Source organism: Agrobacterium rosae, from assembly GCF_002915175.1.
GTDB classification, from domain to species: Bacteria; Pseudomonadota; Alphaproteobacteria; order Rhizobiales; family Rhizobiaceae; genus Agrobacterium; species Agrobacterium rosae.
Map to the genome: position 1 here is coordinate 23,192 of NZ_NXEJ01000005.1, position 15,024 is coordinate 38,215.

Consider the following 15,024-nt stretch of genomic DNA (forward strand, 5'->3'; position numbering starts at 1 on the left):
ATCCTGTGGAAAAGCATATGACAGAGAAGACAGACGTAGCGCAGATCGAAGAGGCCGATGCCGGTCTCGAAGGCTTTTTTGAGCGGTACAGGCCGCATCTCACATCTATTACGGTGACGGTCGTCTTCGTGATGATGACCTTCACCATCTACAAGTTGACCTCCGAAGTCCGTTATGACGACATTGTCGATGCGCTTGCGGACACCAGCTGGAAGGCTGCGGCACTCGCGATTCTGTTCACGGGCTTAAGCTTTGCTGCCTTGATCTGTTATGATCTGAACGCCATAGAATATATCGGCAAGAAGCTGCCCACCCCTTCCGTCATTGCCACCGCATTCATTGCCTATGCTGTTGGTAATACGGCCGGTTTCGGCCCCCTGAGCGGTGGCGCTATCCGGTTCCGCGCCTATTCACGCATGGGGCTTACCCCCTCTGATATTGCCCGCATCATTGCCTTTGTGACACTGTCTTTCGGTCTTGGACTGCTTGCCGTCAGCGCGTTGTCAACGCTAATCGTGGCCCCGCGCATCGCGACCATTATTGGTGTCGATCCAACGTGGTTGAGGGGCGGCGCGCTGGCGGTCATCTGCATCATGGCGACGTTGATGTATCTGGGCCGCAACAGCCGGGTCATCCAGATCAAACGCCTGAAACTGCGCTTGCCCGACAGCCGCACGTCGTCGCGTCAGTTTTTGGTGTCAGCCCTCGATATTGCCGCCTCTGCTTCCGTTCTCTACGTGCTCTTGCCGGAAACCAATGTGGGTTGGCCGAGCTTCTTTGCCATCTACGCGACAGCCGTAGGCTTGGGCGTTCTCAGCCATGTGCCCGCCGGTCTCGGCGTTTTCGAAACGGTCATGGTCGCAGGACTCGGCAACGCCATCAGCCTGGATCAGTTGCTGGGCGGGCTCGTCCTTTACCGGATGATCTACCATGTGCTTCCGCTTCTGGTCGCCATCATCCTGATGCTGGCAACGGAGATGAAGCAGTTTGCTTCCAAGCCCGTCATGGCCGATATCGGCCATCTTGCCGGGCGGCTGGCACCGTCTCTGCTTTCGGCCTATGCGCTCATTCTCGGCACCATGCTGATCTTTTCGAGCGTGACGCCAACTCCGGATAGCAATCTCGATTTCCTCTCCGGCTTCGTACCCTTGCCGATCATCGAAGCAGCGCACTTTCTGTCCAGTATTCTCGGCCTTGTCCTCGTGGTCGCATCTCGTGGTTTGAGCCAGAGACTCGATGGCGCGTGGTGGGTGGCGCTGGTTGCTGCGGCTGGCGGTCTTTTCCTGTCGCTGATCAAGGCTATCGCTGTTTTCGAGGCGATCTTCCTTGGAATCTTCATCGTTGCGCTATTCTTCAACATTCGCAGCTTCACCCGCCATGCTTCACTTCTGCGTCAGGCGCTGGGACCGACATGGCTCGCCGCCATGGCCGTCATCGTTGCGGGTGCGGCGACCATCCTGTTCTTCGTTTACCGCGATACCGACTATAGCCAGACGCTCTGGTGGCAGTTCGAATTCTCGGAAGAGGCACCACGCAGTCTGCGCGCCTTGCTGGGACTGGTACTCGCCTCATCGACGGTCGCGATCTTCAGCCTCTTGCGGCCAGTCATGTATCGCCCCGAAGAGATACATCCTGATGATATAGAGAAAGCCACAGCGATTGTTGAGAAACAGGATGTGGCGGATGCCAATCTCGTGCGCATGGGTGACAAACACGTCATGCTGTCCGAGAGCGGCAAAGCCTTCATCATGTACGGTATTCGCGGTCGCTCCTGGATTGCGCTGGCTGACCCTGTCGGGGACGAAAACGATTTCGCTGATCTGGTCTGGCAATTCGTGGAGACAGCCCGCTCATCTGGTGGAAGGGCGGTGTTTTACCAGATATCACCGGCTATTCTCACCCACTGCGCCGATGCAGGCCTGCGCGCCTTCAAGCTGGGCGAACTCGCCATGGTCGACCTCACCCGCTTCGAGCTGAAGGGTGGAAAATTGGCCAATCTGCGCCAATCACTCAGCCGTGGCGCGCGGGACGGGCTGACATTTTCCGTCATAGACACTCCGCAAGTTGCGGATATCTATGATGACCTCAAACGCGTCTCCGATTCCTGGCTCGAGCACCACAATACCCGTGAAAAGACCTTCTCCCTCGGCTCTTTCGAGAAGGACTACATTCTCTCGCAACCCGTTGCGGTGCTGCACAAGGATGGCAAGGTTACCGCTTTCGCCAACCTGTTGATGACGGAAACGAAAAAAGAAGTGACCGTCGATCTCATGCGCTTCTCCCCGGATGCACCTCGCGGCGCGATGGATTTCCTGTTTGTCAGCATTATTGAATATATGCGCGAACAGGGTTACTCCTATTTCAACCTGGGCATGGCTCCGCTTTCTGGCATGTCCAAAAGAGAGGCGGCTCCGGTCTGGGATCGGATTGGCGGGACATTATTCGAACACGGTGAGCGTTTCTACAATTTCAAAGGATTGAGAGCGTTCAAATCGAAGTTCCACCCGAAATGGGAGCCGCGTTATGTCGCGGTTTCCAACGGCACGAGCGCCGCTTTGGCCCTAATGGACGCGACCGTTCTCATCAGCGGCGGCGTCAGAGGAGTGATTGGTAAATGACAGGCCTGAAATATCTGAAAGCAGCGTTGGTAGCAGCGACACTCTCTATTCCATTTCACGTGTCAGCACAAGACGCCAATGGCTATCAGACAGGCATGATCCCTCCCGATCACATCATGCTGCCGGACGGTGATGTCAGCGCCAATATCTTCCTGATATCTGGCCCGACCGGCTGGGGTGAAGCAGAGCAAACCGAAGCGGAAGCGCTGGTCGAAAAAGGTGCTGCCGTCGTCGGCATCGATTTCCCGAAATATATCGAAGCACTCAAGGCAGATGATGATGAGTGCATCTACATGATCTCGGACATCGAGGAGCTTGCGCAGGAAATACAGCGCAAGGCCGGCGTCTCCAATTATCGCCCGCCTATCATCGCTGGAATCGGTGACGGTGCGACGCTTGCCCTTGCCATGATTGCGCAGAGCCCAGCGGCAACGATCGGCGAGGCCGTCGCAGTCGATCCTGTTGCCGGTATTCCACTGGAGAAAATACTTTGCACACCGGCCACAAAGCAGAAGGATAATGACCGGACAATCTATGGCCTGACCGATGGTCCGCTGCCGGCACCTGTCAGCGTCGTGTTCACGCCTAAAGCGGATGCCAAGGGCCGCGCCCACGTCGAAGACCTCTTGAAATCCCACGCCGATATCGACATCAAGGACGTGACAGACGATGCGCAGGCAGCCCTGGCGCAGACACTGCAAGACCGTATCGATGCGGCCGGAAATTCGGATAATCCCCTGGGTCTGCCGTTGACTGTCCTGGAAGCCAAACCAACCATGGATACGATGGCGATCATCTATTCCGGTGACGGTGGCTGGCGCGATCTGGACAAGGATGTCGGCAGCTTCCTCCAGCAGGATGGTGTGCCCACCATCGGCGTGGATTCTCTGCGGTATTTCTGGTCCGAGAAAAAACCGGACGATATTGCGGCCGATCTCTCGCGCATCATCGACACCTACCGCAAGGAATGGAAGGTCAAGAATGTCATGCTGATCGGCTATTCATTCGGTGCCGACGTTTTGCCTGTTACCTTCAACTTGCTGCCGGAAAAAGATAAAAGCCGTGTCGTACAGATGAGCCTGCTGTCTCTATCCCATGAGGTTTCCTATGAAATCTCGGTCGGCGGGTGGCTGGGCGTTTCCGGTTCAGGCACACAAGACCCGGTTAAGGATCTTGAGAAAATCAACCCGAAGATCGTACAGTGCGTGTATGGCACGGACGATGAAGACGCCGCCTGCCCAGACCTGAAGGACAAAGGCGCGGAAATCATCGGCATCGATGGCGGACATCACTTCGATGAGGATTATGAGGCGCTCACAAAGAGAATCGTCGCCTCCCTCAAAAAGCGGTTGCAGCAGCAACCGTAACCGAAATTCTTTGTCGACATATTGAATACACCGCTTCAACTCTGTATCCGTTGCCATGATGTCAACGAAAGCCCCACTCATGTTCCTCGGCACCAAGCCAGCACCTATCGGTAATGCAGAACGGTTCGAGAGGCTCGAACGCCTCCGCGCTAAAATGGCTAAACAGGATATTGCCGCTCTGCTGCTCGGCTCTACCGAAAGCCTTCGTTACTTCACCGGCTTGGTATGGCACCAGAGCGAACGGCTGTTGGGCGCTGTCGTCACCCCGACAGATTTGCATTACATCGTTCCCGGCTTCGAAAAGAGCCGCGTCGATACGCTGCCGCACATCGATGGCGATATTCATATCTGGCAGGAAGAGCAGCACCCCGCGACACTCGTCGGCTCGCTGGTTGGTCGGCAGGGCCGGGTCGCACTGGATGAAGGTCTACCGCTTTTTATCTATCACAGCCTCGTAAGAGAGCTTGGGCAGGACCGGTTGATAGACGGTGGGCCTTTGGTCAGCGGCTTGCGCATTCAAAAATCGCAGTCTGAAATCGCCATTATCCAATACGCCATGGATTTGACTCTGGAGGTGCATAAACGAGCCCATCGTTTGATGAAACCTGGCATCCGCGCATCGGAAGTGGTTCGTTACATTGACGAGCAGCATCTGGAGCTTGGCGGTGAAGGCGGCTCCTATTTCTGCATAGTGTCCTTCGGCAAAGCCACTTCGCTCCCGCACGGGGCAGATGGTGACCAGACCTTACAGGATGGTGACGTTATTCTGGTAGATACCGGAACGCGCATCGATGGATACCATTCCGACATCACACGCACCTATGTCCTTGAAAACCCGGCAGCGGATTTTGCGCAGGCCTGGGCGATCGAGCGCGAAGCACAACAAGCCGTTTTTGATGCCGCAGAACTCGGTGCCCCCTGCAGCAGTCTCGACGATGCCGCCCGCAACGTTCTGATAAAGCATGGACTGGGGCCGGATTACGCGCTGCCGGGTCTGCCGCATCGGGCTGGCCATGGCCTCGGTTTGGAAATTCACGAAGAGCCCTATATCGTACGCGGGAATTCTCTTCCGCTGGCGCAAGGCATGTGTTTTTCCAACGAGCCCATGCTTGTTTACCCCGACCGTTTCGGCATTCGCCTGGAGGACCACATTTATATGAGCAGCGAAGGCGCAAACTGGTTCACCCAGCCGGCAAAATCACCTACGGAACCATTTTCCTGAAAACGCGAATAAATTGCTACGTTTCTATTAGGTCTAAAATATAGTTTTTTAGCCGCGAATCATATCTCTGGAGCTGACGATGTCCGTTGCCGAAAAAAGAAAAACGAAGACACCTATTCTGGTAGAGCGGATCGCGGACTTTATCGAGAAAATACAGTCTACTAAAAAGCCGGATGGCACATTCGACACAAAGAAGATCGGTGCTTTGTGGAATGAAGAGGTCCGTTTTCATTTTGAAAATGGCCGGACGGAAAAAACGCTCGAACTGTATATTGTAAAATATAGATATGCGCTCAAAGATGCGTTTGGCCCCAAGACGACACCACTTGCCATCTGTAACATGAAAAAACTACGTGAGCGGCTGGATACTTATATCAAGACCGCAGAATATCCTGTGAGAGGTGTTGCGAGTTCGATCCAGGAAAAGCTTGAGCGAGCAGAGTACAACATGGCAGGGCGCAAGCCACGCTTCCTTCTGCGCGTTTCGGATTTCATCGCCGCAACCAATGGCCTCACCACCAAGGCGGAAATGCAGGCGTTGTGGGACGCAGAGATGGCGTCCATGGGAGACAAGGCGCAGGCCACCGTCATCTCCTACATCACCAAATACCGTAATGCGCTGCGTGAGGCCTTCGGTGACGACCACCCCATGCTGCGCATCGCAGCGGGCACGCCGCAGCTTTATGACGAAGCGCGCAAGATCAAGATGGCGAAGATCGCCAACAAGCATGGCTCGCTCATCACCTTCGACAACTATGCCGAGGTCATGAGACGGTGTCGCCGCTACCTGCAATCCTCCGACCCCATGACAATCGCCATCGGCCTGATGGGAACGACGGGCCGGCGTCCCTATGAAATCTTCACGCAGGCCGAACTGACGCCCGCCGCCTATGGCAAGGGTGTTTCCAAGTGGAGCGTGTTGTTCAACGGACAGGCTAAAACCAAACAGGGCGAAGGCACGAAGTTCGGCGTCACCTACGAAATCCCGGTGCTGGAACAGTCGAAAACCGTGCTTGATGCCTATCGCCGCCTGCGGGACAGCAGCGATGGCAAGCTGTGGCTGGGGCTCAGCGTCGATGATTTTACGTCCGAGGTCCGCCTGCCGCTACGCGATGAGGTGATCAGCAAATTCGAGGATATCTGGCCCAAGGAAGAGCCGCCAAAACCCTATGGCCTGCGTCATCTCTACGCCGAAATCGCCTTCCGCAATTTCGCACCATCCAGCGTTACCAAGAACAGCTATTTTGCCGCCATTCTAGGCCATAACAACAACGACCTCGAAACGTCATTGTCGTATATGACCTACACATTTCCAGAGGATGCGGACGTATCCAGGGCTCGCGCTGAAAAGGTCGCTGATCGAACGATTCGGCAGATGGTCGAGGTGAACCGAATTCCGGGCATGCCGCAGACGTAGCACCCGGCGGTCTAACCGGGGATATCTTTTATCCTTACAAGGCGCTTGCGCGCGCCGCCTGCACCCGCGGATCTGGATCAAGACCCGCCGCCAGCAGCTTGCGGGTGTAATCCATTCCAGGCGTTTCAAATATCTGCCTGACGGTCCCCATTTCCACCACTTCCCCATGCTGCATGACCATGACGTGGTCCGCAAAGTCCCGCACCACGGGTAGATCATGGGCGATGAAGATGAAGGCGATGCCGAGTTCCTTGCGCAGCTTGTCTAGAAGCGCGATGACCTGCGCCTGAATGGAAACATCGAGCGCTGACACCGCCTCATCGCAGACGATCAGTTGCGGCTCCAGCGCCAAGGCGCGGGCAATCGCAATACGCTGGCGTTGGCCTCCGGAAAACTGATGCGGGTAGCGGGCCGCGTGGGTTGGCGACAGACCGACCTGTGCGAGCAGTTCATCGACACGCGCGCGCCACTTCGCTTTCGGCAGAATTTCCGGGTGAATGACCCATGCTTCCGAAATCAGCTGATAGACGGACATGCGTGGATTAAGCGATTGCGTCGGGTCCTGAAACACCATCTGCATCTGGCGACGAAGACCGTAAAGCTCCTTCGGGGGCATGGCCAGAAGATCGCGTCCCTTCCACAAAGCCTTGCCGGAATCTGCCGGTTCCAGCCGCAGCAGTGCGCGGGCCAGCGTCGATTTACCGGAACCACTTTCACCGACGATAGCAAGCGTTTCGCCGGCCATCAGATCGAACGACACACCCTTCAGCGCTTTGAAGGCACCGTAGGATTTTTCGAGATTTTCGACATGCAGAAGCGGCTCGCCCTTGGCGTCCGGCTCATGCATCTTGCCCTTTCCGGGGGCAGCCGAGATGAGCTTCAGCGTGTAAGGGTGTTTGGGGTTGTGATAGACCTCGTCCGGCGTGCCGGATTCAACGATCTCGCCGGAGTTCATGACGACGACACGATCTGCGATCTCTGCCACGACGCCGAGATCGTGGGTGATCAGCAGCAGGCCCATGCCAGTCTCTTTTTGCAGCTCGCCCAAGAGTTTGAGCACTTCCGCCTGCACCGTCACGTCGAGCGCAGTGGTGGGCTCATCCGCAATGACGATATCGGGCTTCATGGCCAGCGCCATGGCAATCATGATGCGCTGGCGCTGGCCGCCGGAGAACTGGTGCGGGTATTTGTCCATCGCCGCTTCCGGCGAAGGAAGACCGACGCGGGCGAAGAGTTCCAGCGCACGTTTGCGCGCCGTATCCGCCGTCACGCCGTGGATAGTCATGACCTCGATAATTTGCCAGCCGACGGTGTAGACCGGGTTGAGATGGCTGAGCGGGTCCTGAAAGATCATGGCGATGCGCTTGCCATTGACGGCGCGGCGCTCCTCGCTGGTCATTTTCAGCAGGTCCTGCCCCGAGAACAGGATTTCGCCATTGGTGATTTCACCCGGCGGCATATCCAGAATGTTCATGATGGCGGATGCCGAGACTGACTTGCCCGAGCCACTTTCGCCCAGAATGGCCAGCGTTTCACCACGATCCAGATACCAGTTGATGTTCTTTACCGCATTGACGATGCCGCCCGCCGTGTGAAATTGGACGGAGAGATTGCGGACTTCCAGCAGATGATCAGCCATTCTTTTTGCCTCCTATTTCCAGTCTCCAGCGCTGGACGGGATCAAGCGCGACACGCATCCAGTTCGACAACAGGTTCAAGGAGAGCGTGGTGAGAATGATCGCCAGCCCCGGCCAGAAGGCCAGCCACCAGGCATTGGTCAGATATTGCTTGCCCTGCGCCACCATCAAACCCCAGGTGATTTCCGGCGGCTGAATGCCGATACCGAGGAAGGACAGCGAGGATTCAGCCAGCATGACGAAGGCGAAATCGAGCGTCGCAATCGTCACCAGCGTTGGAAACACCATGGGCAGGATGTGGCGGAAGACGATGCGCATGGATGAGGCACCCATGACCTGCGCTGCCTGCACGAACATGCGCTGGCGAATTTCCATGACCTCGGCGCGGGTGGTTCGCAGATAGACTGGAATACGGGTAATGGCCAAAACGATGATGATATTACCGACCGATGGTGCCAGCATGTAAAGCACGATCACCGCCAAAAGCAGCGACGGGAAGGACATGATGACATCCGCCAGACGCATGATGATATTGGACACGCGTTCTGAGGCATAACCGGCGATCAGGCCCAGCAGAGAGCCGATGACGGCGGAACAAACCACCGCTCCAGCGGCGATCATCAGGGTATTTTGTGCCGCCACGATGATGCGCGCCAGCAGCGAGCGACCAAGAGCATCGCCGCCCAGTATGAAAAGCCAGCCCTTATCAACGGTAAAGGGTGCGAGATTGCGGGCGCGCAGGTTCATGGAAACCGCCGTATCGCCCATCAGCATCGGGCCGAACAGAGCACAGAACACCGCAATGATCAGGAAAACCGCAGCGCAACAGGCGAACTTATCGTGCCACAGCATTCCAAGAATAACGGACACACGGCCGCGAGGCTTGGCGTCAATGGTCTGGACATGGGGAAGTGTACTAGACATGGTCATGACCTCAAGTCCGCAGGCGCGGATCGAGTGCCGCATAGGCAAGATCGATCAGCAGGTTCATGATGAAAATGGCAATCGCTGTAACCATGATCGCCGCGAGGATGACGTTGAAGTCACGCTGAAGAATGGAATCGATCATCAGCTTGCCGACACCGGGGAAACCGAAAATGGTCTCCACCACCACGGCACCGTTCAGCATCGCCGCCGCCTGGTCGCCAATGACAGTGATAACAGGCAGCATGGCGTTGCGAAGCGTATGCACAAAGATGATCGTGCGGTTGTTGACGCCCTTTGCCCGCGCGGTCTTCACATAGGCTGAGCCGAAGGCAGACAGCATGGAACCGCGCACGATTTGCAGGATGAGGCCGAAGGGGCGGATGAAGAGAACCGCAATCGGCAAAATCCAGTGCCAGATGGTGCCAGTACCAGATGTCGGCACCCAGCCGAGCGTGACCGAGAAGACGACGATACCGACGATTGCGATCCAGAAGTCAGGTGCGGAGGCACCGATGAGCGAGATCAGCGATACGAAGCGATCAAACACGCCACCGGGACGGAAGGCGGCGATGGAACCGATGACGATTGCAGCGACTGTCACCAGCGTGATGGTGATCAGCGCCAGTTGAAGCGTCCAGGTGAAGGCTTCCAGCACCACATCGATAGCGGGGCGGGCCTTGCGCAGGCTGTCACCGAAATCCAGATGCAGCACGTCCCAGACGTAGCGTCCGAACTGTTCGATAAGCGGGTCATTGAGACCATTGAGTTCACGGAACTTGTCCAGCATCTCCTGGGAGGCATCGACCGGCAGGAACAGCGCCGCCGGGTCGCCTGTGAGACGAGAGAGGAAGAACACGATGACGATGAGTGCGATGAGCGAGAACAGGCTCGCTACGATCCGCTTGAAAATCTTCTTTCCCATCGAACTTTCTCCGGTGATGGAGAAAAGGCGGAGAGGAATTCCGCCTTTTCCGATTGGCTGATAGCGACGGATTACTTGAAGCTGATTTCAGAAAGCTGCAGCTGCGAGTTTGTCGCGATGGTGGGGGTGAATGCGATGCGCGGGTTGACGCGGGCAAAGCCGACCATGTGGAACATCAGAACATCAGCAACCTCATCATTATAAAGATAGGCGATGAGCTTCTTCCAGTCTTCCACACGCTTGTCGCCGGTGGCGGCGGTCGCATCCGTAATCATCTTGTCGACTTCGGGATTGGCAATGCCGGACTGACGGCCCTTGCTATCGTACTTGAAATACATCGAGAAGACGGGATCGCCGCGGGAGTTGTCGTGCTGGGCAGCAACGAGCTGCGGACCGCGATTTTCCGGGTAAGGTTTGGAATACTGCTTTTCGAACTCCGCCACTTCATACATCTGAAGCTTGATTTTGAAGCCGGCGGCCTCGAACATCTGCTGTGCGGCTTCCAGAACTTCCACGACGTTCGGGAAATTGTTGGTGCGTCCAACGATGGTAATCGGCGTATCGACAGGTACGCCATCGGCCTTCGCTTCTGCCAGCAGCTTCTTGGCACCTTCCAGATCAAACGGCAGCGGCTTTACATCGGGGTTCCAGCCGATTGTGCTTGGAGGCACCATGGCAACGGCCTTGAGCGCGCCCTTTGGCAGAAGCGTACCGATAAAGGCATCGCGATCCAGCGCCATGTTGAGCGCCTTGCGAACCCGCACGTCATCTAGCGGCTTGATGGAAGTATCGACGCGCATGTAGAAGGTTTCGGAATTCAGATAGTTGAAATCGATCTTCGCGTCTGTCGCGTCCAGTTCGGAAATATTCGGTGCCAGATCGGCCTCGCCCGCCTTGACCATGGCTGCGCGAACGGATGGATCGCCACGGAACACATAGGTCGCCTTTGCAACATCGGGTGCCTTGCCCCAATAATCGCTGCGGCGTTCAAGCGTGATGTTCTGGCCAGCTTTCCATTCGGTCAGCTTGTAAGGGCCGGTGCCGATGGGATTGCGGGTGAATTCCATGGGCGTTTCGGAAGGAACGATGGTGACGAGCGTCATCAGCAGCGGCAGGATCGGCTGGGCCGGATCTGCGGTGATGTCGATGGTGTTATCGTCAACCACATTGGCGGAAATCTTGGTTTCGCCGAAATAGCGCGGCGTTTCGCAGGAAAGCTTGCTGCTCATCGCCCGTTCGATGGAGTATTTCACATCGCCCGCATCGAAAGCGGAACCGTCAGAGAATTTCGCGCCCTTGCGCAGGTGGAAACGCCAGGTGCCCGGCTTTGCTTCTTCCCACTTTTCGGCCAGACGGGGCTGAAGGCCCTTGTTGTTCCGGACATCCAGCTCGGTCAGCGTCTCGGAAATATTCTGCAGAACGATACGGCCGATATTCGAGCGCGTGGCCATGCACGGCTCGACCAGATCGACTTCCTCGTCCAGAACAATCGTCACATCCTTACCCGCACTTTGCGCGTAGCTGGGCGTAATTGACGAGGCGGCCAAGAGCGCGCCGATGAGCAATGTTTTGCTTGTCATAACTTTCCTCCCTGATGAAACAGCGTCGCGCCATTGAAAGCGTGCGACCGCTCGTCGATGCTCCTCACATTAACTGATACAAACTTGGATCAAAGGGCATAATTTGTCAACTTAACATCTCGAACAAATAAAAATCGTCGTCGACAATTTCAATTTAACATTGTTTTTATTGATTTATTTATAGATAATACAAATTGATTACGGCAAATTACAAATCACTCCAACTTGACAACATTTGTTTGTAGGCAGATTATCCCTGTTAATAACTGATGTGACGGGAGGAAATTCATGACGCCTGAAGAGATTGCGGCAAAGATGGATGGGCATCTTTTTGCGGCAGGCGAAGGACGCAAAGAGGCTTACCTGCCTTCACCGAAAATCCAGAACCACGCGGCATTTTTGAGCTTCCTGCCGGGTGGCACACTGGCCTGCGCCTGGTTTGGCGGCACGCTGGAAGGCAAGTCCGACATTTCCATTCACATTTCCACCCTGGGCGATGGTGCAGACACCTGGTCGCAGGCCGCTTTGGCGAGCCATGATGAAGAGCGCTCTGAACAGAACCCGATGATTTTCGTCAGGCCCGATGGAAAGATCGCGCTTTTCCACACGGCGCAGCCTTCCGGCAATCAGGATGAAAGCCGTGTGGTGACGCATGATCTTGCGTTTGAAAACGGCAAGATCACCTCCGGCCCGTCGCGTGACATCGGCCTTGCCAACGGCACCTTCATTCGCGCGACCATCGTGCGCCGTGATGACGGCGCGTGGATGCTGCCACTGTTTCTGTGCAACCCCCGCCTCGGCGCGAAATGGACCGGCACGCATGACACCGCAGCCGTCGCCGTCAGCACGGATGAGGGCAAGACATGGTCGGTGGCTGACGTGCCGGAGAGTTATGGCTGCGTACACATGACCATCGTGCCGCTGGACGGACAGGACATGGCCGCCTTCTTCCGCCGCCGCCAGTCGGATTTCGTCTATCGCACGGAAAGCCATGACGGCGGCCGCAGCTGGTCTGCGCCTGTCGCAACCGATGTGCCCAACAACAATTCCTCCATTGCCGCTACCCGTCTGGCAGATGGTCGCGTTGCGCTGCTGTGCAACCCGGTCTCCGCCGCAACGTCAGACGCACGTCGCGAGTCGCTGTACGATGAATTGGGCGAAGACGACCACCGCCCCAATGCGGAAGGCGGCATTACGCCTATCTGGGGCGTGCCACGCGCACCGGTTACGCTGTGCGTGTCAACGGATGACGGCAAGAGCTTCCCGCAGCGGCGCATCGTTGAAGATGGCCCCGGCACATGCCTGTCCAACAATTCGGTGGATGGCCGCAACAAGGAAATGTCCTATCCCGCGCTTCTGGAAGGCAAGGACGGTGCGCTGCACCTCGCCTATACCTACCATCGTCGCGCCATCAAATATGTCCGCCTCGACAAGGGCTGGATCGACGGAGAAAACGCATGAGCGATATCGTTGGCATAACCATGGGCGATCCGGCTGGCGTCGGCCCCGAAATCACCATCAAGGCACTGGCTGAAATGAGTGAGCAAGACCGGGCCAATACCCGCGTCTTCGGCAACCTCAAGCAGCTTGAGGCCGCCCGCACGGCGCTTGGCTCTGATCTGGACCTGACCGGCCTTGTCGAAAACATCGACATCGAAGGTGCTCCGGTCGAATGGGGCAAGCTCAGCGCCGTGTCCGGCGATGCCTCCTTCCGCTTCATCGACAGCGCGGTGAAAGCCGCAACGGCTGGCAAGATTGGCTGCATCGTGACGGCACCGATCAACAAGGAAGCGCTGAACTCGGCAGGCCACCATTATGATGGCCACACCGGCATGCTGACATCGCTGACCGGCTCGAAATCCGCTTTCATGCTGCTGGCATCGGATCGACTGAAGGTCATCCACGTTTCCACCCATGTCTCCCTGAAGGACGCCATCAGCCGCGCCAAGCCGGAGCGTATTCTGGCGACCATCCGCGCCGGAAACGATCACCTCAAGCGCATCGGCTATGACAAGCCCAAGATCGCGGTCGCGGGCATCAATCCGCATTGCGGCGAGAACGGTCTGTTCGGCACGGAAGACGATGAATTCATCGCGCCAGCGGTGGCGCAGGCGCGGGCTGAAGGCATCGATGTGTACGGCCCTATTTCCGCCGATACCGTCTATCACCGCGCCTATCAGGGCGGGTTTGATCTGGTCATCGCGCAGTATCACGATCAGGGGCATATCCCCATCAAGCTGGTCGCCTTCGACACCGCCGTCAACGTCTCCGTCGGCCTGCCCATCGACCGCACCTCGGTCGATCATGGCACGGCCTTCGATATCGCCGGAACAGGCAAGGCCAACCACGTCAACATGAATGCGGCCATTGCCTATGCCCGCAAGCTGATTGCAGGAAAGAAGAAGAACAATGGCTGAGACCTTTGAAATTAGTGGCGTCTACTCCGCCGCAACCACCGCAATTGCCGCAGATGGCACGCCGGACTTCCGCCTGTTCACCGCCCACTGCAAGGCGTTGATCGAAGAAGGCTGCGATGGCGTGGCGCTTCTCGGCACCACCGGCGAGGCCAATTCCTTCGGCCTGAAACAGCGCATGGACATTCTGGAAAAGGCAATTGCAGGCGGCGTGCCCGCACAGAAGCTTTTGCCCGGCACGGCCCAGACGGCTGTCTCCGATACCGTTGAACTGACCCGCCATGCGGTGGAAGCTGGTGTGCCAGCCGTGGTTCTGCTGCCGCCGTTCTACTACAAGGGCGTGAGCGCAGAGGGTATTTACCGCGCCTATGCCAAGGTGGTCGAAGGTGTGAAGGATAACCGGCTGAAGGTCATTCTCTACCACATCCCCCAAGTGTCCGGCGTTGCCATTCCCCACGATGTCATCGCCCGACTGCGCAATGATTTCCCCGGCGTCTTCGTCGGCATCAAGGACAGTTCCGGCGATCTGGAAAACATGAAGGCCATGGTTGCCGCATTCCCCGGCTTCGGCGTCTTGGCCGGTGCGGACCCTGTGCTGTTGCCACTACTGCAAGTGGGTGGTGCGGGCTGCATCACTGCCAGCTCCAACCTCGTCGCGTCCGATCTGCGCATCGTCTTCGACCACTGGAACGTCGCTGGCAAGGAAGATGTGGTCAAGGCCGCGCAAGATCGCATCGTTGCGTGGCGTGAGCTGACCAACGCCTATGTGCAGCTTCCCACCGTCAAGGCCATGGTCGCCAAGCGTCGTGGCGATAATGGCTGGCTGCGGGTGCATCCTCCACTCATCGAGCTTTCCGATGCGGAACGAGAAACCGTCTGGGCGCGCATGGACGCGCTTGAAAACCAATAAGGAGCGGGCT

General features: G+C 57.0%; 11 protein-coding genes. 7 read left to right on the forward strand and 4 right to left on the reverse strand.

From position 1 onward, the window contains the following. Positions 1-17: 17 nt before the first annotated feature. From mprF to telA, 4 genes are all read left to right on the forward strand, one after another. The gene (gene mprF / locus CPJ18_RS10105; protein ID WP_103658252.1) at positions 18-2,618 is read left to right on the forward strand and encodes a bifunctional lysylphosphatidylglycerol flippase/synthetase MprF; all 2,601 of its coding nucleotides are present in this window, start codon (positions 18-20) and stop codon (positions 2,616-2,618) included. Then, positions 2,615-3,985: an AcvB/VirJ family lysyl-phosphatidylglycerol hydrolase gene (locus tag CPJ18_RS10110; RefSeq protein WP_103657976.1), complete on the forward strand. Its 1,371-nt coding sequence runs from the start codon at positions 2,615-2,617 to the stop codon at positions 3,983-3,985. The genes mprF and CPJ18_RS10110 overlap by 4 nt, the downstream gene beginning before the upstream one ends. A gap of 58 nt (positions 3,986-4,043) precedes the next feature. Next, positions 4,044-5,207 (forward strand): M24 family metallopeptidase, encoded by a 1,164-nt coding sequence (locus tag CPJ18_RS10115; protein ID WP_245445385.1) that lies wholly within the window; start codon positions 4,044-4,046, stop codon positions 5,205-5,207. 79 nt (positions 5,208-5,286) lie between these two features. Beyond that, a complete protein-coding gene (telA, locus tag CPJ18_RS10120; RefSeq protein WP_103657980.1) occupies positions 5,287-6,624 on the forward strand; it encodes a telomere resolvase TelA in 1,338 nt (445 codons plus the stop codon). Between the two features lie 34 nt (positions 6,625-6,658). Here telA and CPJ18_RS10125 read toward each other — a convergent pair whose 3' ends face one another. The 4 genes from CPJ18_RS10125 to CPJ18_RS10140 all read right to left on the reverse strand — a co-directional run bounded on the left by CPJ18_RS10125 (position 6,659) and on the right by CPJ18_RS10140 (position 11,690). Further along, positions 6,659-8,263 (reverse strand): ABC transporter ATP-binding protein, encoded by a 1,605-nt coding sequence (locus CPJ18_RS10125; protein ID WP_103657982.1) that lies wholly within the window; start codon positions 8,261-8,263, stop codon positions 6,659-6,661. Beyond that, on the reverse strand, positions 8,256-9,191 hold the full coding sequence (locus CPJ18_RS10130; protein WP_103658254.1) for an ABC transporter permease: 936 nt from the start codon (positions 9,189-9,191) through the stop codon (positions 8,256-8,258). Before CPJ18_RS10130 ends, CPJ18_RS10125 begins: the two co-directional genes overlap by 8 nt. Before the next feature lie 4 nt (positions 9,192-9,195). After that, positions 9,196-10,110 carry an ABC transporter permease gene (locus CPJ18_RS10135; protein WP_103657984.1) on the reverse strand — a complete coding sequence of 305 codons (915 nt, stop codon included), beginning with the start codon at positions 10,108-10,110 and terminating at the stop codon, positions 9,196-9,198. A 71-nt stretch (positions 10,111-10,181) separates the two neighbouring features. Beyond that, complete coding sequence (locus tag CPJ18_RS10140; protein WP_103657986.1) at positions 10,182-11,690, reverse strand: ABC transporter substrate-binding protein; 1,509 nt, start codon at positions 11,688-11,690, stop codon at positions 10,182-10,184. Between the two features lie 288 nt (positions 11,691-11,978). On the opposite strand from CPJ18_RS10140, the gene CPJ18_RS10145 reads away from it, so the two are divergent. Genes CPJ18_RS10145 through CPJ18_RS10155 form a run of 3 tightly spaced genes read left to right on the forward strand, consistent with a single transcriptional unit; the run spans position 11,979 to position 15,014 of the window. After that, on the forward strand, positions 11,979-13,151 hold the full coding sequence (locus CPJ18_RS10145) for a sialidase family protein (RefSeq protein WP_103657988.1): 1,173 nt from the start codon (positions 11,979-11,981) through the stop codon (positions 13,149-13,151). Continuing rightward, entirely contained in the window at positions 13,148-14,107 is a 960-nt protein-coding gene (gene pdxA / locus CPJ18_RS10150) for a 4-hydroxythreonine-4-phosphate dehydrogenase PdxA (protein WP_103657990.1), read from the forward strand. Before CPJ18_RS10145 ends, pdxA begins: the two co-directional genes overlap by 4 nt. After that, a complete protein-coding gene (locus CPJ18_RS10155) occupies positions 14,100-15,014 on the forward strand; it encodes a dihydrodipicolinate synthase family protein (protein ID WP_103657992.1) in 915 nt (304 codons plus the stop codon). Before pdxA ends, CPJ18_RS10155 begins: the two co-directional genes overlap by 8 nt. Positions 15,015-15,024 lie beyond the last annotated feature (10 nt).

Excerpts from the sequence above, each read along its gene's own strand:
- CPJ18_RS10135 (WP_103657984.1), bottom strand. The coding sequence starts at position 10,110 with ATGGGAAAGAAGATTTTCAAGCGGATCGTAGCGAGCCTGTTCTCGCTC.
- CPJ18_RS10145 (WP_103657988.1), top strand. The coding sequence starts at position 11,979 with ATGACGCCTGAAGAGATTGCGGCAAAGATGGATGGGCATCTTTTTGCG.
- CPJ18_RS10140 (WP_103657986.1), bottom strand. The coding sequence starts at position 11,690 with ATGACAAGCAAAACATTGCTCATCGGCGCGCTCTTGGCCGCCTCGTCA.
- CPJ18_RS10130 (WP_103658254.1), bottom strand. The coding sequence starts at position 9,191 with ATGACCATGTCTAGTACACTTCCCCATGTCCAGACCATTGACGCCAAG.
- CPJ18_RS10125 (WP_103657982.1), bottom strand. The coding sequence starts at position 8,263 with ATGGCTGATCATCTGCTGGAAGTCCGCAATCTCTCCGTCCAATTTCAC.
- pdxA (WP_103657990.1), top strand. The coding sequence starts at position 13,148 with ATGAGCGATATCGTTGGCATAACCATGGGCGATCCGGCTGGCGTCGGC.
- CPJ18_RS10115 (WP_245445385.1), top strand. The coding sequence starts at position 4,044 with ATGTCAACGAAAGCCCCACTCATGTTCCTCGGCACCAAGCCAGCACCT.
- CPJ18_RS10155 (WP_103657992.1), top strand. The coding sequence starts at position 14,100 with ATGGCTGAGACCTTTGAAATTAGTGGCGTCTACTCCGCCGCAACCACC.
- CPJ18_RS10110 (WP_103657976.1), top strand. The coding sequence starts at position 2,615 with ATGACAGGCCTGAAATATCTGAAAGCAGCGTTGGTAGCAGCGACACTC.
- telA (WP_103657980.1), top strand. The coding sequence starts at position 5,287 with ATGTCCGTTGCCGAAAAAAGAAAAACGAAGACACCTATTCTGGTAGAG.
- mprF (WP_103658252.1), top strand. The coding sequence starts at position 18 with ATGACAGAGAAGACAGACGTAGCGCAGATCGAAGAGGCCGATGCCGGT.